Source organism: Novosphingobium guangzhouense, from assembly GCF_002896965.1.
GTDB classification, from domain to species: domain Bacteria; phylum Pseudomonadota; class Alphaproteobacteria; order Sphingomonadales; family Sphingomonadaceae; genus Novosphingobium; species Novosphingobium guangzhouense.
In genome coordinates this window covers 119,554-141,073 of the sequence record NZ_LYMM01000106.1, presented here as the reverse complement: position 1 = coordinate 141,073, position 21,520 = coordinate 119,554, and the positions used below count along the sequence as shown (strand labels likewise).

The window sequence follows — 21,520 nt, the reverse complement described above, 5'->3', positions numbered from 1 at the left end:
ACCGTAAACCCTCCAGAAAGATTGTTCGTGGTTAAATCCGATTCGTGACGGGGATCATCCCTTCACGACAAGGACGACCACGATGACCCATGCAGGTACGGCTAGTCTGACGATCAACGAGCTGCGTGAATTCGCCAGCTTCACGGCCAGCGAGCAGCGCTACATCCGGCGCAGCCTCGATATCGGGCTTGGTCGCCAGGACGCCTTCAAGCGGTGGGCGCGAGACGAGACGGAACTGGCATCGATCCGCAGGCAGCATGTCGCCTATCAGGATCTCAAGGCGTTGCGCGCAATGCGGCCGGACGACTATAACTTCGACGATGTCGATGCCTTCATGGGCAAGCTGGTGCGCATGGCCGCCTTCGATCTCGCGCAGGAGCGCCTGACCAGCTTCTCGGCTTTCCGATTCCTTTATGAACGCCTGCTCGGCGGCTGGTCGCGGCCGTGGCTGCCCGGCGCCTTCTGCGGAGCCGCAGCGCTGCCCCAGATTCGCCCGGACCGCCGCCGCACCCTGCTGCATTCGATCAGCGAAGCAGCCGCCACCGCGCCGGGCTGGTCGGACCGCGAGCCCAGCTTCTACCCCGAGTTCATCGAGAAGGAAGCCGCTTAGGCCGGAACCGCCTCGCCCTGCAGCGGCCCAGCCCCGGCAGGGGCCACTTGCCGCGCTTTCACAGCCAGATTGTGGATGTAATCCAGCTTGGCGACGATCGCGTCGGACAAGTGAAACGGGTAAAGGTCCGGCTGCCCCATGGATCGGTTGATCGCATTCATCGCGAAGGACAACGGACCCATCGCCTCGGCCAGCGCGCGCGTGTCCGCGGTATAGGGGTTGAAATCCAGCTCCACCTCCAGCCCGGCATCATCGCCCGGAAGCGGCGCCAGCGACAGGTCGAAGCCACCTGCGGTTGCCAGCACATCTACAATGTGGAGATAATGGGCGAACGTCTCGGCAAAGTCCTCCCACGGGTGAGAGGTGGCATAGAAGCTGACGAAATCGTCGGTCCACACTTTTGACCCGTCATCACTGTAATGCGCCTGCAGGGCTTGTGCATAATCGATCCGCTCATCACCGAAGACGGCCCGGAACGCTTCCAGTTCTGCGGGGTCCGTCTCCACCAGACGCGACCAGTAATGATGGCCAACCTCGTGTCGGAAATGGCCAAGCAGGGTGCGGTACGGCTCGCCCATGGCGTGCCGCATCCGTTCACGCTCGGCATCATCCGCCTCGATGAGATTGAGCGTGATCACCCCGCCGTCGTGGCCGGTGTATATCTGCGGATTGCCCGCCTGTTCGGCCGCCGCGTCGTAAAGGAAATCGAACGCCAGCCCCTGAGCGCCGGGCACTTCCTCGGCCTTGGTTTCCAATGGAAGGCCCAGTTTCATCAGCGTGTGGAACAGGCGCCGCTTGGCCGCCTCGATCTTGCCCCAGCGTGGCGGCACCGAAGGTTCGGACAAGTCCGGTATCGTGCGATTGTGGCGACAGGCACGGCACATCGGCGTCGTATCGTCGCTCGCCACCAGCCAATTGCAGATCTGATAGTCGTTGTTGTTGGCGCAGACGACGACATCGGCAACCTCTCCGTCCCCATCGCGCCATACGGTGGCACCGTCGGCAAGGAACCGGAAGGCATCCACCGCCGGGTCGTAGCCCAGGGTGGCATTGCACCCCGGACAGACCCGGACCTCGAAGTGGTTCAGGCGGCGGCAGTTCGGGCAGGGGAAGGCACGCATGGCGCACTCGCTGTCGTTGACGTTCGCCCGGTCAACGCAGGAAATGCGCCGGCGTTTCCGAAAAGCCGCCCGGCACAAAGCCTGGCCCTATCCGCGATAGAGCGCGTCGAGCCGCGCGCCGTAGCGCTCCTTGAGCTTGTGGCGCCTGATCTTGAGGCTTGGCGTCATTTCCTCGTTCTCGATGCTGAACGGCTCATCGGCGAAGGTATACTGGCGCACCTTTTCGATCACCGAAAGGTCGCCGTTCACCCGGTCGATGGCGCTGCGCAGCGCCGTGCGGAAGGCCGGAAGCGCCTGCAGACTGCGAAAATCGAACGTCTCGCCGTTGTCGCGCGCCCATTGCAGCGCCCAGTCGGCGTCCGGCACGATCAGGCCGACGATGTAGGGCTTGCGATCACCGTAGAGCATCGCCTGCGCGATCTCCGGCTGGAGCGTCAGCATCGATTCGACCTTTTGGGGCGATACGTTGTCGCCCTTGTCGTTGACGATCATGTCCTTCTTGCGATCGGTGATGGCGATGCGGCCGCGCCCGTCGATATGGCCGATGTCTCCGGTATGAAGCCAGCCGTCCTTCAGCACGTTCGCAGTCGCCGCCTCGTTCTGCCAGTAGCCGGACATGACCAGTTCGCCGCGCACCAGAATCTCGCCGTCTTCGGCGATCTTCACTTCCGCCCCGCGCAGCGGCGGGCCGACGGTGTCGAACTTCACTCCCGCCGCCGGGCGGTTGCAACTGATGATCGGCCCGGCCTCCGTCTGGCCGTATCCCTGCAGCAGCATCAGGCCCATCGCGTCGAAGAACACACCGATTTCGGGATTGAGCGGTGCCCCGCCCGATACCAGAGCCTTGATCCGGCCGCCGAAACGCGCGCGGATCTTGGGCCGCAGGGTCCGCTCTATCAGCAGGTCGAGCGGATGATCCAGCAAGCCGCGCTTGCCGTTGAGGCGGCGCATACCGGCACCGATTGCCCAGTCCATCAGGCGGTTGGGCAGAGCGCCCTGCTTTTCGATCTGCTTCATGATCCGCGTGCGAAGCACTTCGAAAAGGCGCGGCACCACCACCATCACGGTCGGGCGCACTTCCTCGATGTTGGCGGCCAGCTTGTCGAGCCCTTCGGAATAGTAGATCTGCCCACCCAGCCCGATCGGCAGAAGCTGTCCGCCGGTATGTTCGTAAGCATGGCTAAGCGGAAGGAACGAAAGGAATATCTCGCGCTTGGCGGGCCCCTGATCCCAGCCGAAGTCCTGCGCGATGATCTGCGCCGCGCCCGCCACGTTCGACAGCAGCATGCCATGATGCTGGCGCACACCGCGCGGCGCGCCGCCGGTGCCGCTGGTGTAGATGATGCAGGCAAGGTCGGCCCGCCCTATCCCGGCAAGGCGCCGGTCCACTTCGGCGCGGGCCGCCGCGGCATCGCCTTCAAGCAGTTCGTCCCAGACGTGCGTTTCAAAGGCGCCGCCCTGCATCGGGGCAAGCGGCTCCATGCCGATGACCTGACGGCACATGTCGGTCTGGACGATCGCAGGCAGCAGCGCCTTGCCCAGCTTTGCGGTGGAGACGATCGCGGCCCGCGCGCCGGAATTCTCCAGGATGTGAAGGTGATCGCGGGTCGTGTTGGTGGTGTAGGTCGGCACCGTGACGCAACCGGCCGCCATCACGCCAAGATCGGCAAGGCACCATTCAGGCCGGTTTTCCGAAACGATAAGCACCCGCTCGCCATCGCGCAGGCCCAGCCGACGCAGCGATGCCGCGATCAGGCAAACGCGGCGTGCCGCCTCTGCCCAGCTGATCGAGCGCCATTGCCCGTCGCGCTTGGCCCACAGCATCGGCGCATCGCCCAACGCATCAGCGCGGGCGAGAAACAGCGACACGACATTCGCGCTGCGGTCGAAATCGGCAATATCCATGGCGACCCCCATTGTCCCTTCAGGCAATCCTCTGGTCTTTCTCTTGTTGGCGAACGTTCAGGCGGGCTGCCCGGTTGCCACACGCTTACTGCGAAACCGCGACACCTTCGGTACGCGGGTCGCCCGAACCGACCAAGTGGCCGTCTACCACCAGCACGCCGTTGGTCTTCAGCGGCATCTCCACCGCCCGAACCGACGCGTGGCCCAGCGCCTGCAGCGCCGGGATCATGGCTTCAAGCCGGGTGCCCTTCTCGACGTTGATCGTGTCAGTCGGGGCGAACAGCACCGGCAGGGCCAGCGCCTTGTCCACCGGCAGCTTCCAGTCGAGCACGCCGACAAGCGCACGGATCACCTGCACCGGGATCGTTGCCCCGCCCGCCGCGCCGACGACAAACAGCAGCTTGCCATCCGGGCCATAAACGATGGTGGGCGCCATGGAACTGCGCGGCCGCTTGCCGCCCTCCACCCGGTTGGCAACGATGGCCCCGTCCTTCTCGGGTGCGAAGCTGAAGTCGGTCAGTTCGTTGTTCAGGTAGAAACCGCCGACCATGATGCCCGAACCAAACGCGCTTTCAATCGTCGAGGTCCATGAGGCGACATCACCCTGGCGGTCGACAACGACAAAGTGCGACGTGCCGTGCTCCACATAATGCCTGCCCGCAGACAGCTTCGGCGCAGGCAGGCCCGCGCTTACCGTGGGCATCGTGCGATCGGCGGAAATCAGCGCGCCACGCCGCTTGAGATAGGCAGGATCGAGCAATGCGGCGACCGGCACCTTCACGAAATCGGGATCGGCCAGAAACAGTTCGCGATCGGCGTAAGCCAGCCGCTCCGATTCGGCGATGAGGTGCCAGGCTACAGGCGAATCGGGGCCAAGCGTGCCAAGGTCGAAGCCTTCCAGCTGGATCAGCGTGGCCAGAACCGTGGTCGCGCCTGAAGACGGCGGGCCCATGCTGCAGATGCGGTAAACGCGGTACTTCGCACAAGTGCTCGGCCGCTCCTTTGCGGCGAACGCAGCGATGTCCTTCTCGGTCATCCTGCCGTCAGCGGGAGTCTCGGCGGCAACTTTCGTGGCGATTTCGCGCGCCAGATCACCTTGATAGAAGCCGGCAGGCCCCTTGGCGGCCAGCATTTCCAGCGTACTGGCCAGCGCCGGGTTCCGGATCGTCGTCCCTACCGGAAGCGGCTTGCCATCCGCACCGTAATAGATGCCGCGCGCCTGCGCATCGTGCGCGCCAGTGTCGGGCTGTTTCGAAAGCGACTGGAAGCCGCGCGGCGAAAGCACGAAGCCTTCGCGCGCAAGGTCGATCGCGGGCTGGAACAGATCCGCCCAAGGCAAACGCCCATGTTCGGCATGAATCTTCGCCGCCAGTGCGATGTTGCCCGGCACGCCGACACTGCGACCGCCGACAACGGCGGTGCGGAAGGGCAGCGGCTGGCCGGAAGCGTCCAGGAAACGCGCCGGGGTTGCGGCGGCCGGCGCAGTCTCGCGCCCGTCCCACGATTCGACTTCGCCCTTCTCGTTCCCGAGCATGAGGAAACCGCCGCCGCCGATGCCGGAGCTTTGCGGTTCCACCACCGTAAGCGCCAGCATCGTCGCGATCGCCGCGTCCGTGGCGCTACCACCTCGGCGCAGGATAGAGGCACCTGCCTGCGCCGCGCGCGGATCAGCCGCGCTGACCATACCCGCATCGAAGACGGCAGGTACATTCGCAACCGGTTGCGATGGAGCGGTCGCCGTCGTAGCGGCACAACCAGACAGGGCGAGCGAGGCAGTAAGCCCCAGGATCAGCTTTCCGGACATTGTAGAAAGGCTTATTCGCTTCCCACCGCCTCTGCAATCGATGCGAAGCCATCGCGACGCATCAGTTCGAGCAGCCCCTTGTTGATGGCCTTGGCAATGCCCGGCCCTTCGTAGACCATCGCGCTGTAAAGCTGGACCAGGCTTGCCCCTGCCCGGATGCGCGCCCATGCATCTTCTGCATTGGCGATCCCGCCCACGCCGACCAGCGGCACCGCGCCTCCGGTCGCCTTGCGGAAATCCCGCAATCGCTGCTGCGCCAGTTCAAGCAAAGGCGCGCCTGATAGACCGCCCGTCTCGTCCTTGTACCGCGAAGCCAGCGGCGGTCGCGATATCGTGGTGTTGGACACGATCAGCGCACCCAGTTTCTTGTCGATGGCGATCCGCGCGATCGCGTCGATGTCCGCGGGCTCCAGATCAGGTGCCACCTTGAGGAAAACCGGGGGGCGTCGCCCTGCCCCGCAAGCCGCATCGCGCGACTCGATTACCGCATCGAGCAGCCCGGTCAGCGCGGATTCATCCTGCAGTGCCCGCAGGCCCGGCGTATTCGGGCTGGAGATGTTGACCGCAAGATAACCCGCCAGCGGGGCCATCAATCGGGCCATGACCGCATAGTCGTTGACGCGGTCGACCGAGTCCTTGTTCGCGCCGATGTTGATGCCGACAACACCGGGCCGCTGCGCGCGCGCTTCCAGCCGGTAGACCGCATCCTGCGCGCCACCATTGTTGAAGCCCATGCGATTGATCACCGCGCGGTCCTCTACCAGTCGGAACAGGCGCGGCTGAGGGTTACCGGCCTGCGGCAGCGGCGTGATCGAGCCGACTTCCGCAAATCCGAAGCCAAGCCCCAGCAGCGCGTCGGGGACTTCGCCATCCTTGTCGAATCCGGCGGCCATGCCGACGGGGCTGGGGAAGGCGATCCCGGCGACCGAGCTTGCCAGCGCCGGGTCGGCACGCGGCGGGCTGCCCCTTGCGGACAGCTTCAGCGCCTTGAGCGCAAGGCCGTGGGCCTTCTCGGCCTCGATTCGGAAAAGGGCGGGTCGGATCAGGGAATACAGCACAACGGCCGCATAACGCGCTCGTCAGTGTTGCTCAAACGCTTCTTCTTGCTGCGCTGCGAGATGAAAAAGGCCGTTAAGGGGCATCCGGGGCTGTGGGACCTGCGAACGTGTCGCGTTTATACAATAAATCGCCCCTGCCGGAGCATACACGAGTCCTGCGACCCGAAGGGCTCGTAGCGGGATGCGCTCGAGTTCTTTATAACTTAGGCGGTTTCCGACTTCGGTTGGGAACCGCCTTTTTTCAGTGCCTTCCAAGGCAGGGTCCCACAGATCCACTGCCAGACAAGCGTTTTTCCATGGCTTGCGTATCTTTTGCGACGAGCTATGGCGCCCCGGCGGTCAACCATGCGAACCGCTCGCAGGTGTGAAACGGCCATTGAATCCGGCTTCGCGCTGCACTAGGTGCAAATCGGAAAGAATTGATCCGATTTAAACACAGGAACCCGAAAGCCAGCTCATGCGCCTGTCGAGTATGACAGACTATGCCGTCGTGATAATGTCCGCTGCGGCGCGACATTGCGGCACCTGCTCGCTCATCGAACAGGCAGGCGGCCAGTTTTCCGGCAAGAATCGCGCGCGGGTTTCCGCCGCGCAGCTTGCGCAGGAAACCGGCCTGCCCGCTCCCACGGTGCAAAAGCTGGTGAGCAAGCTTTCCGCGGCGGGCCTTATGCGATCATCGCGCGGGGTCGGCGGCGGGCTGCGGCTCGCCCGTCCGCCCGCCGCGATCTCGTTGGCGGACATCATCGAGGCTGTGGAAGGGCCGATTGCGCTCACCACCTGCATCGACCGGGTGAAGAGCGACTGCACGCTGGAATCCTGTTGCAACGTCAAGGGCCATTGGCCGCAAGTGAATGCAGCTGTGCGCGGGGCTCTGGCCCAGGTGGCGCTGACCCAGCTCGTCGAGGAAGTTTGAGATGACCGAAGAGACCCTCCCCATCGCGCCCGAACGCGATCAGGCCGCGCGCGAAGCCGCTGCGCGCGTTGCGGAATACGAGCACGGCTGGGTTGCCGATATCGAGCAGGAATACGGCCCCAAAGGCCTGTCCGAAGACACCATCCGCTTCATTTCGGCCAAGAAGGACGAACCGGAATGGATGCTCGACTGGCGCCTGAAGGCTTATGCCAAGTGGCTGGAGATGACTCCGCCGGACTGGGCCAAGTTGGACGTGCCGCCGATCGATTATCAGGACGCTTACTACTGGGCCGCGCCCAAGAAGAAGGACGGCCCTGCCAGCCTCGATGAAGTCGATCCCGAAATCCTGCGTGTCTATGAAAAGCTCGGCATTCCGCTGGAAGAGCAGAAAGTGCTCGCCGGCGTCGAAGGCGCGCGCAAGGTCGCGGTGGACGCGGTGTTCGATTCGGTCAGCGTCGCCACCACCTTCCGCAAGGAGCTGGAACAGGCGGGCGTTATCTTCCGCTCGATCTCCGAAGCGATCCGCGAATTCCCCGATCTCGTGAAGAAATGGCTGGGCCGTGTGGTCCCGGTTCATGACAACTACTTCGCGGCGCTGAACTGCGCGGTCTTCTCGGACGGTACCTTCGTCTACATCCCCGAGGGCGTGCGCTGCCCGATGGAACTCAGCACCTACTTCCGCATCAACGCGGAGAATACCGGTCAGTTCGAACGTACGCTGATCGTCGCCGAAAAGGGCAGCTACGTCTCGTACCTCGAAGGCTGCACCGCCCCGCAGCGCGACGAGAACCAGCTTCATGCCGCCGTGGTCGAACTGGTCGCGATGGAAGATGCGGAGATCAAGTATTCCACCGTCCAGAACTGGTATCCCGGCGATGCCGAGGGCAAGGGCGGCATCTACAACTTCGTCACCAAGCGTGGGCTCTGCCAGGGCGCCCGCTCGAAGATCAGCTGGACCCAGGTGGAAACCGGCTCTGCCGTCACGTGGAAGTACCCCAGCTGCGTCCTCAACGGCGAGGATTCGGTGGGCGAGTTCTACTCGGTGGCTGTCACCAACAACTACCAGCAGGCCGATACCGGCACCAAGATGATCCATAACGGCAAGGGCAGCCGCTCCACGATCATCTCCAAGGGTATCTCGGCCGGCAAGTCGAACAACACCTATCGCGGCCTCGTGCGCGTTTCCGCCAATGCCGAAGGCGTGCGCAACTTCACCCAGTGCGATTCGCTGCTGCTCGGCAAGGAGTGCGGCGCGCATACGGTGCCCTACATCGAAGTGCGCAACCCCAGCGCCCAGATTGAGCATGAGGCGACGACCAGCAAGATCAGCGACGATCAGCTGTTCTACGCCATGCAGCGCGGGCTCGACACCGAGCAGGCGGTGGCGCTGATCGTCAACGGCTTTGCCAAGGAAGTTCTGCAGCAGCTGCCGATGGAATTCGCGGTGGAAGCGCAGAAACTGCTGGGCATCAGTCTTGAAGGGAGTGTGGGCTGACGCCCCTCACCCGCCATGAATAACGAAGGACAAAAATCCATGACCGCCGCCCGCAAGACCCTGGGCATCAGCCGCGCCGAAAGCGCGCCCAAGGACGCCAAGGCCAGCTTCGCCCTTACCGGCGCACGGCTTGAAACGCTGAAGGAACGCGCGCGCGACCAGCGCCGCAATCCCACTGATGCGCAAAAGGCGCTGTGGGAACAGCTTTCCGGCTCCAAGCTGGGTGGGGTAAAGTTCATCCGGCAGTCGGTGGTGGGTTCCACCATCGTTGATTTCGCCTGCCCGTCGCGCTGGATCGTCGTCCAGATCAGCGCCGAGGACTCGAACGCCGACGTCAACGAGTTGCAGGACCGCAAGCTGATCGAAGTCGGCATCCGCGTGCTGCGCTTCTCGGAAGAGGAAGTGATCGGCAACGTCGACACCGTGGTCCGCGAAATCAATACCGAAATCAACGTGCCCTTCGACAAGCGCTCTGCGCGCAAGAAGGCTGGCTCGCGTCCGGCTGCGACGTTCGTGAGCGACGAAGGATAAGCCATGCTCAAGATCGAAAACCTGACCGCGAACGTCGCCGACAAGCAGATCCTCAAGGGCCTGTCGCTCACCATCAATCCGGGTGAGATTCACGCCATCATGGGCCCCAACGGCGCGGGCAAGTCGACGCTGGGCTACACGCTCGGCGGCCGTCCGGGCTATGAAGTGACCGGCGGATCGGTGGACTTCGACGGCGTCGATCTGCTCGAACTCGAACCGCATGAGCGCGCTGCGGCGGGCCTGTTCCTGGGCTTCCAGTATCCGGTCGAGATTCCCGGCGTCTCGTTCGTCCAGTTCCTGCGCGAAGCGGCCAATGCCCAGCGTAAGGGCCGGGGAGAAGAACCGCTTTCGGGCGGTGAATTCCTCAAGCTTGCCAAGGAAAAGGCCGGCCTGCTGCGCATGGACATGGACATGCTCAAGCGCCCGGTGAACGTCGGCTTCTCGGGCGGCGAGAAGAAGCGCGCTGAGATGGTGCAGATGGGCATCCTGAACCCCAAGCTGGCCATCCTCGACGAAACGGACTCGGGCCTCGACATCGACGCGCTTCGCATCTGCGGTGAAGGCATCAATTCGATCATGCGCGCCCCTGACAAGGCCGTGCTGCTGATCACCCACTACCAGCGCCTGCTGGACTACGTGAAGCCGGACTTCGTGCACGTCCTCGCCGCCGGTCGCATCGTCAAGTCGGGTGGCCCCGACCTTGCGCTGCGGCTTGAGGAAGAGGGTTACGAGGCGGTGGTGCAGGAAGCGGCATGAACGTCGAAATGGCCCTTCCCACCCGTCGGGACGAGGATTTCCGTTATTCCGACATCGCGGCACTGAGCACCGTTTGGCCGATCGTGACCGAAGAGATCACGATCGCGGACGGCGCCGAAGACGCGTTGCAGATCGTCGAAACCGGCACCGGAGCCGTCGCCCGCCACATCGCCATCACGCTTGGCAAAGGCGCGAAGTTCGATCTTCGCGTTCTCACCGCCGGGCCTGCCTATGGCCGCATTGCGGTGGACGTGCGTCTGGCTGAAGGCGCCGACTTCACGCTCGGCGCGGCGCAGCTGGCGACAGGGGACGAGACGCTGGAAGTCGTCACCGAAGTCACCCACGCAGGGCTGAATGCCACGTCGGAGCAGATCGTGCGCACGGTGCTGGCCGGAAAGTCGGTCGGCACCTATCTTGGCCGTATCGCGGTTGAGCGCGGCGCTGACGGCACCGATGCCGAACAGTCCGTCCGCGCCATGCTGCTGGAACGCACCGCGACCGCCAATGCGCGCCCGGAGCTGGAAATCTACGCCGACGACGTCAAGGCCGCGCATGGCTGCGCGGTTGGCGAACTCGACGCGCAGGGCCTGTTCTACCTGATGAGCCGTGGGCTCACGCCGCCGCAGGCCAAGCGCCTGATGCTGCAGGCATTCATCGCCGAAGCCTTTACCGGCGCGGCGGGAGAAGAGGAACTGAGCGCAGCGGCGATCGCCCGTCTGGAGGCGATCCTGTGACGCTGGATACCGCAGAACTCGTCCTCAAGGACCAGTTTCCGGGTCTGGCGGGCGACTGGCACTATCTGGATACCGCCGCCACGGCGCAGAAGCCGCAGGCTGTTATCGACGCGACCGTCGCCGCGATGGGCCGTGACTACGCGACCGTGCATCGCGGGGTCTATGCCCGCTCCGCCGACATGACGCTGGCATTCGAGGCGGCCCGCCGCCGTACCGCGCAGTTCATGAATGCGCACGAAGACGAGATCGTCTTCACGCGTGGCGCGACCGAGGCGATCAACCTGGTCGCGCAGACCTGGGGCGTCGAAAACCTCAAAGCCGGCGACCGCATCCTCGTCTCGATGCTGGAGCACCACTCCAACATCGTGCCCTGGCAGTTGCTGCAGGCGCGTACCGGTGTGGCCATCGACGTATGCCCGCTCGACGCCGAGGGCCGCATCGACCTTCAAGCCGCCGAGCGCATTCTGACCTCTGCGCACAAGCTGGTCGCGCTTGCCCACGTCTCCAACGTGCTGGGCAGTGTGCTCCACGTGGAACATGCCGCAAGGCTGGCCCATGCCGTCGGCGCGAAGCTGCTGATCGACGGCTGCCAGGCCGCGCCGCGCCTGGCGCTGGACATGGCCGCGTTCGGTTGCGACTTCTACGCCTTTTCCGCGCACAAGCTTTACGGCCCGACCGGCATCGGCGTGCTGTGGGCGCGCAAGGATATCCTTGACGGTATGCCCCCGTGGCAGGGCGGCGGCGCGATGATCGACAAGGTCACGTTCGAAAAGACCACGTTCGCCCCCGCCCCCCAGCGTTTCGAGGCGGGCACGCCCAATATCGTCGAGGCCATCGGCATGGCAGCGGCGATGGACTGGCTTTCCGGCGTGGGCCTGGACCGGGCCGAAAAGCATGAGCGCGACCTTGCCGTCCTGCTGCGCAGCGAACTGCGCAAGCGCAACGACGTGACGCTGTTCGGCCCCGACGATTCGCTCGGCATCGTCAGTTTTGCGCTCGACGGGGTTCACCCGCACGATCTGGGCACCATATTGGACGAAGAAGGCGTGGCGATCCGCGCCGGGCACCACTGTGCACAGCCGCTGATGGAGCACCTTGGCGTCCCCGCCACGGCGCGGGCCAGCTTCGGCCTCTACAGCGATGAAAGCGATATCGATGCGCTTCTGAAAGGGATCGAGCGCACCAGGAGAATTTTCGGATGAGCGATCAGAAGCCAACCTTCACCGTCGAGGAAGTCGATGCGGCTCCCCCCGCGCCCCGCGCACGGGTGGATGATGCGCCTGCTCCGGTGGAAGAGCGCAAGCGCGACTATCTCGATGGGTTCCTGGCCGAAAAGCCGCAGGACATCGACCCTTCGGCTCCCGGCGGTGCGATCTACGATGGCGTCATCGATGCGCTGAAGGAGATTTTCGACCCCGAAATTCCGGTCAACATCTACGATCTTGGCCTGATCTACGGCGTCGAGGTATCGCCCGAAGCATCGGTGGCGGTGACGATGACGCTCACCACCCCGCACTGCCCGGTGGCCGAATCGATGCCGGGCGAAGTCGAACTGCGCGTATCCGCCGTGCCTGGCGTGCGCGACTGCGAAGTGAATCTTGTCTGGGATCCGCCGTGGGACATGGCCAAGATGTCCGACGAGGCCAAGCTTGAACTGGGGATGCTGTGATGACCACCGCAACGACCACGCGCGCGCGCCCTGCTGCCGTCATCCTGACGCCCAGCGCCGAAGCCCGCATCGCCAAGCTGATGGGTGACGCTCCGGAAGGCGCAATCGGCGTCAAGCTGTCCACCCCGCGACGGGGCTGTTCGGGCCTTGCCTACTCGGTCGATTACGTCACCGAGGAAGCCAAGTTCGACGAGAAGATCGAAACCCCCGGCGGCCTGTTCTACATCGACGGGGCCTCGGTGCTCTATCTTATCGGCAGCACGATGGACTGGGTGGAAGATGATTTCACCGCCGGGTTCGTGTTCAACAACCCCAATGCCAAGGGCGCCTGCGGGTGCGGGGAAAGCTTTACGGTCTAAGTCCCGTCCTTGTTTCGGGGCTTACGCAGCCCAATCAGTTCTTCGGGAACAGCGCCAGCAGCGTGCCCAGTTCGTCATGCACCTCGCGCTCCTGCGCGGGGTCGCTGTGGCCGATCCGCACGACCGTCAGCAACTGATCGGGCGATCCAACCACGAACTGGCCGTACTCGCCCAGACATGCGAAGACGGTCTTCGCCGCCGCGCCCGGCCAAAGCCGCGCGCCCTCTCCTGCCTCACCGCCATTCAGCCAGACGCCTGCGCCGTATCCCGGCTCACGCGGGGACGGCTCCAGCATGAACTGCACCCAGCGGCGCGGCAGGATCTGCGCGCCGCCCACCGATCCGGTGTGGCGGATGAACTCCCCAAGGTTGCCCCAGTCCCGCGCGGTCATGGCGATCATGCCTGACCCGATCATAGTGCCCGCACGGTCGTAACCGACGATCGCAGAGCCCATGCCGGTCGGCTGAAGCACCCGGTTACGCAAGTAATCGTTCACCGCCTGCCGCCGCCGTTGCGGATCGCGGTCAGGCCACAGGACGCGCGCGGCAAGGTCCGACAGGATCACCGCGCTGGCAGAGGAATGTTCGAAGAATTTGCCCGCCGGGGCTTCGAGCGGCTGCGCCTCGGCATAGGAGGCCATGTCGTCGCGCCCGTCGAGGAACAGCATGCGCATGCGATCCGATTCGCCTTCGACCCGGCCGGTGCCCGCACTGGTGGCCTCGACATGGCGCAGGCCCGAACGCATCTGGAGCAGTTGCCGCAGCGTGATGACGCCGCGTGGATCGCCGGGCCGCTGCCATTCGGGCACCGGGGCGGACTCGTTCAGGCGCAGGCGACCATCGCTGACCAGTTGGCCGATCATCAGCGCGGTCACGCACTGACCCGCAGACCAGCCCGGCAGCCGCGAATCGGGCTTTACGCCTTCGCCATAGCGCTCTGCGATGACCGATCCGCGTTTCAGGATGACGAGGGCGTCGGTCTTGCCCACCGCCTCTTCGTTGAACAGCCGGTCGATGGCGCGCCCCAGCGATTCGCGCGGAGCCCCGCCGTCATCCTTGATTGCGGCAAGCGATTCGGTGCTCGCAGGCGGCGGCCCTTCGGGCGCACCCGACCCACAGCCCCACAGGGCTGGCAGCGCAAGCATCACGGCGATAAGGGGAAGACGGCGTACCGACATGGTGCGCCGGTCATGTGCGAGGCGTTTGAGAATGGCAACATCCGGGCAACCCGGACCGGGGGACAAGGTCACGGGCGGGATGCATCCTGTACGACAGCCTTCGCGATGGAAGCGCAACCTGATCCTCCTCACGCTGCTTGGCCTTGTATTGTGGCTCGGCTGGACCTGGCGCGGCCTGCGCGAAGAAGCGCTGGTCGGCGCGGCTTACGGCGCGCGGGTGGGCTGCGTCTGCCGCTACGTCTCGCAACGGCCGATGGATACCTGCGAAGGCGATCTGAAGGTCGTGAACCTCAAGGGGGCAGGACGCTGGGTTTCGCTATCGGAAGATGCGCAGACCCGCACCGTCAAAGCCTCGGTCCCGCTGCTGGCAAAGCAGAGCGCCGACTTCGATCCGGCGCGCGGTTGCCGGCTTGAACCCTGGCAGGATTGATTCAGATCGCGCTCTGCGTCGAATCGATCCAGCCGCCGCCGATCACCCGCTCTCCAGCATAGATCACCGCGGCCTGCCCCGGCGCAACGCCGTATTCCGGTTCGGCAAAGCGGATCGTCGTGTCCGCACCATCGCCCAGCGGGCCGTCGAGCACGATCGGCACCGGCTTGGCCAGCGAACGGACCTTGGCCGTCAGCGGCGTATCGGGAATCGGCCCGATCCGGTTCGTCTCAACCAACCGCGCCGAAGCCGTGGCCAACAGACGGCGCGGGCCGACGCGGACCTGCCGGCTTTCCGCCTCGATCCCGGTAACGTAGAGCGGCTCCGGCTGGCCGCCGATCTCAAGGCCCCGGCGCTGGCCCACCGTGTAGTGGATGACACCGCGATGGCTGCCCAGCACCGCGCCGGTTTCAGCATGGACGATCTCGCCCGGAGCCTCGCCTTCAGGACGCACCGACCGCACGATCTTGGCATAGTCGCCATCCGGCACGAAGCAGATGTCCTGACTGTCCGGCTTGGCGGCGACGCGCAGGCCCGCCGCCTCGGCCAGCCGCCGCGTCTCGGTCTTGGGCAGGCCGCCAAGGGGGAAACGCAGGAAATCAAGCTGGGCCTCGGTGGTGCCGTAGAGGAAGTAGCTCTGGTCCCGCGCCGGATCGAGCGCGCGATGCAGTTCCGAACCGGCCGCGCCGATCACGCGGCGAACATAGTGGCCGGTTGCAAGGCAGTCCGCCCCCAGTTCGCGCGCCATGCTGAGCAGGTCTGTGAACTTGGGGCCCATGTTGCAGCGGATGCAGGGGATCGGCGTGCGCCCGGCGAGATAGTCATCGGCGAACCGCTCAACCACCTCTTCGCGGAAGGCGCTTTCATGGTCGAAGACATAGTGGGCAATGCCGAGCCGATCGGCCACCGCACGCGCATCGCGGATATCGTCGCCCGCGCAGCAAGCGCCCTTGCGACCGGTCGCGGCGCCATAATCATAGAGCTGAAGCGTCACACCGATCACTTCCGCGCCGCTGGCGGCGGCCAGTGCCGCCACAACGGAGCTGTCCACCCCGCCCGACATGGCCACCACCACGCGGCGGCCGGAAAGCGGGGCATCAAGCTGAAACAGGTCTGCGGGGTCGAGCCCGGAAAGAAGATCGGAAGAGACGGTCATGGTGGGGCCGCTCATACAGCGGAGCGCGCCGGATTCCTATCCTTTGCCTGCACGGCCGCCGGTTCGGCTCATGAAGAAAGCGTAAAGCGGCCTTTTACGATCCCTTGACGATCGCCGGGTTATAGGCAGCCATCATGAACGTCGCACGTAATCACATTGCCCCGAAAACCGGGGATGCACCGGATCGCACGCAGAGTCGCGCACCGGGGCTTGCTGTCGACGGGGCGATCGGCGGACTGTCTGCGGAGCACTTGCCCGCCGACCCGGCCGGGATCGACTGGCAGGCATTGCGCTCGCGCCTGTTCGCAACGCACGACCGACTCGGCGTGCTGGGCGACGACGCGGTCGCTACGCGCCTGCGGCTGCGCGGCAGCTTCGACGGCTGCGCAGCCTCGGCACTTAATGCTTACGAAGAATGCTCAAGGAACGTTAACCTTGATGCTTCAAGCAATGGCAAGCCCAGTGGATGTAAGGATTCTCCAGTCGCCGATGTGAACGGTAGCGGCGAACGAGGGTAAATATGATCGAGAACCAGAAAATCCGTCCGGCACAGGTGATCGGCCCGCTCGGCGAGCCGCTGACGGTTGCCGACCTTCCCCCCCCCAACACCACCCGCTGGGTCGTGCGCCGCAAGGCCGAAGTCGTGGCTGCCGTCAACGGCGGCCTGCTGACCATCGACGAAGTCTGCGAACGCTATGGCCTGACGCTTGAGGAATTCGCCTCGTGGCAACGCGCCGTTGATCGTTCGGGCATGCAGGGCCTGCGTGTGACACGAATCCAACACTACCGCGATCTCTACGAGCGCCAGCAAAAGTTCTGAGCGCACCTGTTCAGGTCCAGCAAAGTCAGAGGCGGGCGCGAAGCATTTTCGCACCCGCCTTTTCATGTTCTTACGCAATAAAAGTACGCGTCGCCCGATAATCAGCACGATGAAGTCGTTCGTCGATGGCTATCGACACGAAGCCGAGTACGCGTTGCCACCCTGTTCCCGCGAGTATATGAATCCAGCAGTTTAGGCCACATCGGCAGCCCGCCTGAATACAGGCGCAAGCGGTCCGTGCGGCGGGAGAGCACGCCGCCAGGGGGCGCGTGCATGCGTGCGGTGAACAGATGAATTACGACGGCAAGATTGAACCCGGCCACTCTCACGTCGGCGGGCAGGCCGGCGATCTCGACGCGTTCGACGCGGCGGGCACCTCGCTGGATACAGACGATGCGATCGACCGGCGCTCGCGCAGGGTCATCGTGCTCGTCATCGTCACCGTCGTGCTGCTGGCGGCCGCGCTGTGGTTCGTGCTTCACAAGGGGGACGCGGGTGACGCTGCCGGCGCCGACACCACACAGGTGCCGGTCGTCTCGGTCGTCGTGCCGGGCCGTTCGAGCGTCGCCGGGGAAATCACCGGCACCGGATCGCTGGCAGCGCGCCGTGCGATGCCGGTTGGATCGGTCGGCGAGGGCGGCGAAGTGCGCGAAGTGCGCGTCGATGCCGGTGACTGGGTCCAGAAGGGCCAGGTTCTCGCCGTCATCGACCGTTCGGTGCAGGTCCAGTCCGCTGCCAGCCAGTCTGCCCAGATCCGCGTGGCCGAAGCCGATGCCCGGCTGGCCCAGGCCAACCTCGATCGCGGCCTCAAGCTGGTCGATCGCGGTTTCATCTCCAAGGCAGACATCGATCAGCTGACCGCGACCCGCGATGCCGCAGTCGCCCGCGTCGGCGTGGCCCGCGCCACGCTGGGCCAGTTGCAGGCGCAGAACGCCCGCCTGAACATCGTAGCGCCCGCCTCCGGCCTCGTGCTGGCGCGCAACGTCGAAGTCGGCCAGGTGGTGAGCGGCGGCAGCGGCGTGCTGTTCAACCTTGCCCGCGATGGCGAAATGGAACTTCTGGCACTGCTTTCGGAAGACGATCTTGCCAAGCTGCATGTCGGCGTCACGGCCAGCGTCACCCCGGTCGGTTCGGGCCGCAGCTTCACCGGACAGGTCTGGCAGATCGCCCCGACCATCGACAACACCACCCGTCAGGGCACCGCACGCATCGCGATGAAATACGATCCGGCGCTGCGCCCCGGCGGCTTTGCCACTGCCGTCATCGAAAGCGGTACGGTGGTCGCGCCGATGCTGCCCGAATCCGCCATCCAGAACGACGCCAAGGGCTCTTTCGTCTATGTCGTCGGCAAGGATGACCGGGTCCGTCGCCAGCCGGTGAAAACCGGCCTCGTGACCCCGCAGGGCATTACCATCACCTCCGGCCTGAACGGCGACGAGAAGATCGTGGTGCGCGCAGGGGGCTTCCTCAACGACGGGGACAAGGTCAAGCCGCGCGCCTCGGCCGCTCCCGGCAAGTAATCGGACCAGACCGCACATGCGCAATATCTCGGCCTGGTCGATCCGCAATCCGATCATCCCGATCGTCTTCTTCATCGGCCTGATGATCGCCGGCATCGTCTCGTTCAACCGGATGGACGTGAACAACATGCCGGACGTCGAATTCCCCGGCGTCCACATCGGCGTTTCACAACCAGGTGCCGCTCCGACCGAGATCGAGACGCAGATCACCCAGATCGTCGAAGGCTCGGTGCGCTCGATTCCGGGGGTGGAGGAAATCCAGTCGACCGCCTCGGAAGGCCGCTCGACCACGCTGGTGTTCTTCTCGGTCGGCACCAACGTCGATGTGGCGACCCAGCAGGTCAAGAACGCGGTCGATCAGGTGCGTGGCCAGTTGCCGGACGGCATTCTTGAACCGCAGGTCCAGAAGATCGAAGCCGGCGGCGGTGGCTCGCTCGCCTATTTCGCGGTGCGTGCCGACGACATGACGATCGAGCAGCTCAGCTGGTTCGTCGATGATACCGTGGCCAAGACCCTGCTGGGCGTTCCCGGCATGGCGACCGTCAGCCGCGACGGCGGTGTCAACCGCGAGATCCGCGTCGTCGTCGACCCGCAGCGCATGCAGGCGCTGGGTGTCAGCGCCGAAGCGCTCAACAACGTGCTGCGGCAGGTCAACGTCGATGCTGCGGGCGGCCAGGCGGAGATCGCCGGATCGCGCCAGTCGGTTCGCGTACTCGGCAATGCCGAAACCGCTTACGACCTCTCGCAAAAGCGCATCAACCTGGGCAACGGCCGCTCGGTGAAGCTGTCCGACGTTGCCAGCGTCTATGACGGCTATTCCGAACAGACCGACATCGCCCGCGTCAACGGCCGCGAAGTCGTCACCTTCGGGTTCGAGCGCGCGCGCGGCGCATCCGACGTCGCCGTCTATGACGCGGCGATGGAAAAGCTGAAGCAGATCCAGAAGGACAATCCGCAGGTTCACGTCACCCGCCTGTTCTCGCAGGTGGACTACACGCGCGGGCAGTACACGTCCTCGATGGAGGCGCTGGTCGAAGGCGCAGTGCTGGCGATCGTCATCGTCTTCCTGTTCCTGCGGGACTGGCGCGCAACGCTGATCTCGGCCCTCGCCATCCCGCTTTCGGCGATCCCGACCTTCTGGTTCATGGACCTGCTGGGCTTCACGCTGAACTTCCTGTCGCTGCTTGCGCTCAGCCTTGTCGCGGGCGTGCTCGTCGATGACGCCATCGTCGAGATCGAGAACATCGTGCGCCACATGCGCATGGGCAAAAGCGCTTATCAGGCATCGATCGACGCCGCCGACGAGATCGGCCTTGCCGTGGTTGCCACCACTTTCTCGATTGTGGCGGTGTTCCTGCCCGTGGGCCTTATGCCCGGCATTCCGGGGCAGTTCTTCAAGGCGTTCGGTCTGACCGTCGTGGTCGCGGTGCTGATGAGCCTTGCCGTGGCGCGCGTGATCACGCCGATGGTCGCGGCCTACTTCCTCAAGGCGCACGGCCATGCCGAACACGGCGGCGGCAAGGCCATGGATATCTACATGAAGATCCTGGCCTGGACGCTCGACAGCACCGAAGCGCACCGTCGCAAGGCCGCACTGGTGCGCCAGCCATTCCATCCCGCCTATGCAGTGATCGCCATAATAGCGTTCATCCTGCTGATCGCTGCGGGCCTTGGCGCCGCAGGACTTCTGTTCACGGCCCTGCAGACAGGTATCACCAAGATCGGGCTCAAGGGTGCCGCCTTCGTGATCGCCGCGATCCTGTCCCCCCTCGCCATTCCCGTGGCGATCTGGTTGCTGGGCAAGCTGTTCCGCTTGCTGGCGAGCGCCATGGGCGCGCTTGGCCGCTGGTATCGCTACTTCACCGATCGCGTGATCGCGCGGATGCACGATCACCGCTTCTATGCTTTCTGCGCCTCGGTCTACGCGCTCGTCGTGACTTTCGCGCTGCTGGCCGGCCTGCCGCAGCAATTCCAGCCCAGCACCAACAACGACACCAGCGAGGTCAAGATCGAACTGGTGCCCGGCACCACGCTGGAACAGTCCGAAGCGATCGGCGGACGCGTATCGCGCCTGCTTGAAAAGCAGCCCGAGGTCGAACGCGTTCTGCAGTTCGCGGGCGAGGGTTCAGGCACGCTCTACATCGCGCTCAAGCCCGCCAAGGAGCGCGAGGCGACCAGCATCGAATTCGAACGCCGCATGGCCCCGCAGTTGCAGGACATCGCGGACGCCCGCGTCAGCTTTGCCTCGCAGTCGGGCGGGTTCGGTTCGGGGCGCGATTTGTCGATCATGCTTTCGGGTAGCGATTCGGAACTTCTCAACAAGACCGCGCAGACCCTTGTGGAGCAGATGCGCGCCATCCCCGGCGTCGTTGCTCCGCGCATCGCCGCAGACCTGCAGCGGCCCGAACTGCTGATCGTTCCGCGTCCCGATCTTGCCGCGCAGCTTGGCGTCACGACGGCCGCGCTCAGCCAGACGATCCGCATCGCGACCTTGGGCGAGATCGACCAGAACGCCGCCAAGTTCTCGCTGAGCGACCGCCAGGTACCGATCCGCGTGATCCTTGACCGCGCCTCGCGCCGGGACTTCTCGACGATCGAGAACCTGCCGGTCTCCACCGTCAGCGGCGGCACCGTGCCCCTCAAGCGCGTCGCCGAAATCCGCTTCGGTGCAGGGCCCACGCAGATCCAGCGCTACAACCAGTCGCGCCGCATCTTCGTCGGCGCCGACCTTGGCGAAGGGCAGGTCAAGGGACCGATCATGACGCAGATCCAGAATCTGCCGATCATGAAAAAGCTGCCGATGGGCGTGTCCAACGCCCCTGTCGGCGAGGACAAGTGGCAGGGTGAGATGATCACCAACTTCGTCACTGCCGTCATCTCCGGTATCTTCCTGGTCTTCGCGGTGCTGGTCCTGCTCTACAAGCGCTTCGTTTCGCCGCTGGTGAACATGGCCTCGCTGCTGCTGGCGCCGCTGGGCGGCATGCTGGCGCTGACCGTGGCGGGGCAGCCGATCTCGATGCCGGTCTACATCGGCATCCTGATGCTGCTTGGCATCGTCGCCAAGAACTCCATCCTGCTGATCGACTTCGCGATCGAGGAGATGGCCAAGGGCGTCGACAAGCTCACCGCGATCATGGACGCAGGGCACAAGCGCGCGCAGCCGATCGTCATGACCACCGTTGCGATGACGGCAGGCATGGTGCCCACCGCGCTGTCGATTTCGGGGGACGGAGCCTTCCGCGCGCCGATGGGTGTGACGGTGATCGGCGGCCTGGTGCTCTCCACCCTGCTTACGCTGGTCATCGTTCCTGCAGCCTTCAGCCTTGCCGATGGTTTCGAAAAGCGGGTCGGGCCTAAGTTGCGCAAGTCGCTGCTGACGTATGACCCGGATCAGCACCACGCCGGGACGCCCACTCACGCGCATCCCGCCGAATAAGGAAGGGGCCAGCTTGCCGCCGAAAG

At 64.8% G+C, this 21,520-nt stretch carries 20 protein-coding genes; 14 read left to right on the top strand and 6 right to left on the bottom strand.

The genetic code is table 11. The features are described from left to right. Positions 1–82: 82 nt before the first annotated feature. Positions 83–610 (top strand): hypothetical protein, encoded by a 528-nt coding sequence (locus A8V01_RS27735; protein WP_103099456.1) that lies wholly within the window; start codon positions 83–85, stop codon positions 608–610. Here A8V01_RS27735 and A8V01_RS27730 read toward each other — a convergent pair. From A8V01_RS27730 to A8V01_RS27715, 4 genes are all read right to left on the bottom strand, one after another. After that, a complete protein-coding gene (locus A8V01_RS27730; protein ID WP_103099455.1) occupies positions 607–1,731 on the bottom strand; it encodes a zinc-binding metallopeptidase family protein in 1,125 nt (374 codons plus the stop codon). The two genes, A8V01_RS27735 and A8V01_RS27730, sit on opposite strands and share 4 nt — an antisense overlap. Before the next feature lie 87 nt (positions 1,732–1,818). Beyond that, positions 1,819–3,636, bottom strand: a complete 1,818-nt coding sequence (locus tag A8V01_RS27725) for an AMP-dependent synthetase/ligase (protein WP_103099454.1) — start codon at positions 3,634–3,636, stop codon at positions 1,819–1,821. A gap of 85 nt (positions 3,637–3,721) precedes the next feature. Continuing rightward, the gene (gene ggt / locus A8V01_RS27720) at positions 3,722–5,440 is read right to left on the bottom strand and encodes a gamma-glutamyltransferase (protein ID WP_103099453.1); all 1,719 of its coding nucleotides are present in this window, start codon (positions 5,438–5,440) and stop codon (positions 3,722–3,724) included. An 11-nt stretch (positions 5,441–5,451) separates the two neighbouring features. Further along, the gene (locus A8V01_RS27715) at positions 5,452–6,498 is read right to left on the bottom strand and encodes a quinone-dependent dihydroorotate dehydrogenase (protein WP_103099452.1); all 1,047 of its coding nucleotides are present in this window, start codon (positions 6,496–6,498) and stop codon (positions 5,452–5,454) included. 457 nt (positions 6,499–6,955) lie between these two features. Between A8V01_RS27715 and A8V01_RS27710 the strand changes: the two genes are divergently transcribed. From A8V01_RS27710 to A8V01_RS27675, 8 genes are read left to right on the top strand one after another with little or no spacing between them, the layout of a single operon-like run. Next, positions 6,956–7,411: an RrF2 family transcriptional regulator gene (locus A8V01_RS27710; protein ID WP_103099451.1), complete on the top strand. Its 456-nt coding sequence runs from the start codon at positions 6,956–6,958 to the stop codon at positions 7,409–7,411. 1 nt (position 7,412) lies between these two features. Next, positions 7,413–8,906 (top strand): Fe-S cluster assembly protein SufB, encoded by a 1,494-nt coding sequence (sufB, locus tag A8V01_RS27705; RefSeq protein ID WP_103099450.1) that lies wholly within the window; start codon positions 7,413–7,415, stop codon positions 8,904–8,906. 39 nt (positions 8,907–8,945) lie between these two features. Continuing rightward, positions 8,946–9,437, top strand: coding sequence for an endonuclease domain-containing protein (locus A8V01_RS27700; protein WP_103099501.1), 492 nt, complete (start codon positions 8,946–8,948; stop codon positions 9,435–9,437). Positions 9,438–9,440: 3 nt separating this feature from the next. Further along, positions 9,441–10,193 (top strand): Fe-S cluster assembly ATPase SufC, encoded by a 753-nt coding sequence (gene sufC, locus A8V01_RS27695; RefSeq protein ID WP_103099449.1) that lies wholly within the window; start codon positions 9,441–9,443, stop codon positions 10,191–10,193. Continuing rightward, positions 10,190–10,927 carry a SufD family Fe-S cluster assembly protein gene (locus tag A8V01_RS27690; RefSeq protein WP_103099448.1) on the top strand — a complete coding sequence of 246 codons (738 nt, stop codon included), beginning with the start codon at positions 10,190–10,192 and terminating at the stop codon, positions 10,925–10,927. The genes sufC and A8V01_RS27690 overlap by 4 nt, the downstream gene beginning before the upstream one ends. Further along, positions 10,924–12,129, top strand: coding sequence for an aminotransferase class V-fold PLP-dependent enzyme (locus A8V01_RS27685; RefSeq protein WP_103099447.1), 1,206 nt, complete (start codon positions 10,924–10,926; stop codon positions 12,127–12,129). Before A8V01_RS27690 ends, A8V01_RS27685 begins: the two co-directional genes overlap by 4 nt. Further along, a complete protein-coding gene (locus tag A8V01_RS27680) occupies positions 12,126–12,596 on the top strand; it encodes an SUF system Fe-S cluster assembly protein (RefSeq protein WP_103099446.1) in 471 nt (156 codons plus the stop codon). The genes A8V01_RS27685 and A8V01_RS27680 overlap by 4 nt, the downstream gene beginning before the upstream one ends. Further along, entirely contained in the window at positions 12,596–12,955 is a 360-nt protein-coding gene (locus A8V01_RS27675; protein ID WP_103099445.1) for a HesB/IscA family protein, read from the top strand. The genes A8V01_RS27680 and A8V01_RS27675 overlap by 1 nt, the downstream gene beginning before the upstream one ends. 34 nt (positions 12,956–12,989) lie before the next feature. Here the strand turns inward: A8V01_RS27675 and A8V01_RS27670 are convergent, their stop codons facing one another. Beyond that, positions 12,990–14,132: a serine hydrolase domain-containing protein gene (locus tag A8V01_RS27670; RefSeq protein ID WP_103099444.1), complete on the bottom strand. Its 1,143-nt coding sequence runs from the start codon at positions 14,130–14,132 to the stop codon at positions 12,990–12,992. Between the two features lie 31 nt (positions 14,133–14,163). Between A8V01_RS27670 and A8V01_RS27665 the strand changes: the two genes are divergently transcribed. Beyond that, positions 14,164–14,562, top strand: coding sequence for a hypothetical protein (locus A8V01_RS27665; RefSeq protein WP_103099443.1), 399 nt, complete (start codon positions 14,164–14,166; stop codon positions 14,560–14,562). 1 nt (position 14,563) lies between these two features. Here the strand turns inward: A8V01_RS27665 and mnmA are convergent, their stop codons facing one another. Beyond that, complete coding sequence (gene mnmA / locus A8V01_RS27660) at positions 14,564–15,718, bottom strand: tRNA 2-thiouridine(34) synthase MnmA (RefSeq protein WP_103099500.1); 1,155 nt, start codon at positions 15,716–15,718, stop codon at positions 14,564–14,566. Between the two features lie 134 nt (positions 15,719–15,852). Here mnmA and A8V01_RS27655 point away from each other — a divergent pair, with 134 nt between their 5' ends. The 4 genes from A8V01_RS27655 (at position 15,853) to A8V01_RS27640 (ending at position 21,494) form a co-directional block, all read left to right on the top strand. Next, a complete protein-coding gene (locus A8V01_RS27655; protein WP_103099442.1) occupies positions 15,853–16,236 on the top strand; it encodes a hypothetical protein in 384 nt (127 codons plus the stop codon). A gap of 2 nt (positions 16,237–16,238) precedes the next feature. Continuing rightward, complete coding sequence (sciP, locus tag A8V01_RS27650; RefSeq protein ID WP_103099441.1) at positions 16,239–16,538, top strand: CtrA inhibitor SciP; 300 nt, start codon at positions 16,239–16,241, stop codon at positions 16,536–16,538. Positions 16,539–16,828: 290 nt separating this feature from the next. Continuing rightward, a complete protein-coding gene (locus tag A8V01_RS27645; protein WP_103099440.1) occupies positions 16,829–18,058 on the top strand; it encodes an efflux RND transporter periplasmic adaptor subunit in 1,230 nt (409 codons plus the stop codon). A gap of 16 nt (positions 18,059–18,074) precedes the next feature. Further along, on the top strand, positions 18,075–21,494 hold the full coding sequence (locus tag A8V01_RS27640) for an efflux RND transporter permease subunit (protein WP_103099439.1): 3,420 nt from the start codon (positions 18,075–18,077) through the stop codon (positions 21,492–21,494). Positions 21,495–21,520: the final 26 nt, after the last annotated feature.

Coding starts and splice junctions, on each gene's coding strand:
- A8V01_RS27735 (WP_103099456.1), top strand. CDS start 83: ATGACCCATGCAGGTACGGCTAGTCTGACGATCAACGAGCTGCGTGAA.
- A8V01_RS27730 (WP_103099455.1), bottom strand. CDS start 1,731: ATGCGTGCCTTCCCCTGCCCGAACTGCCGCCGCCTGAACCACTTCGAG.
- A8V01_RS27725 (WP_103099454.1), bottom strand. CDS start 3,636: ATGGATATTGCCGATTTCGACCGCAGCGCGAATGTCGTGTCGCTGTTT.
- ggt (WP_103099453.1), bottom strand. CDS start 5,440: ATGTCCGGAAAGCTGATCCTGGGGCTTACTGCCTCGCTCGCCCTGTCT.
- A8V01_RS27710 (WP_103099451.1), top strand. CDS start 6,956: ATGCGCCTGTCGAGTATGACAGACTATGCCGTCGTGATAATGTCCGCT.
- sufB (WP_103099450.1), top strand. CDS start 7,413: ATGACCGAAGAGACCCTCCCCATCGCGCCCGAACGCGATCAGGCCGCG.
- A8V01_RS27700 (WP_103099501.1), top strand. CDS start 8,946: ATGACCGCCGCCCGCAAGACCCTGGGCATCAGCCGCGCCGAAAGCGCG.
- sufC (WP_103099449.1), top strand. CDS start 9,441: ATGCTCAAGATCGAAAACCTGACCGCGAACGTCGCCGACAAGCAGATC.
- A8V01_RS27690 (WP_103099448.1), top strand. CDS start 10,190: ATGAACGTCGAAATGGCCCTTCCCACCCGTCGGGACGAGGATTTCCGT.
- A8V01_RS27680 (WP_103099446.1), top strand. CDS start 12,126: ATGAGCGATCAGAAGCCAACCTTCACCGTCGAGGAAGTCGATGCGGCT.
- A8V01_RS27675 (WP_103099445.1), top strand. CDS start 12,596: ATGACCACCGCAACGACCACGCGCGCGCGCCCTGCTGCCGTCATCCTG.
- A8V01_RS27670 (WP_103099444.1), bottom strand. CDS start 14,132: ATGTCGGTACGCCGTCTTCCCCTTATCGCCGTGATGCTTGCGCTGCCA.
- A8V01_RS27665 (WP_103099443.1), top strand. CDS start 14,164: ATGGCAACATCCGGGCAACCCGGACCGGGGGACAAGGTCACGGGCGGG.
- mnmA (WP_103099500.1), bottom strand. CDS start 15,718: ATGACCGTCTCTTCCGATCTTCTTTCCGGGCTCGACCCCGCAGACCTG.
- A8V01_RS27655 (WP_103099442.1), top strand. CDS start 15,853: ATGAACGTCGCACGTAATCACATTGCCCCGAAAACCGGGGATGCACCG.
- sciP (WP_103099441.1), top strand. CDS start 16,239: ATGATCGAGAACCAGAAAATCCGTCCGGCACAGGTGATCGGCCCGCTC.
- A8V01_RS27645 (WP_103099440.1), top strand. CDS start 16,829: ATGAATTACGACGGCAAGATTGAACCCGGCCACTCTCACGTCGGCGGG.
- A8V01_RS27640 (WP_103099439.1), top strand. CDS start 18,075: ATGCGCAATATCTCGGCCTGGTCGATCCGCAATCCGATCATCCCGATC.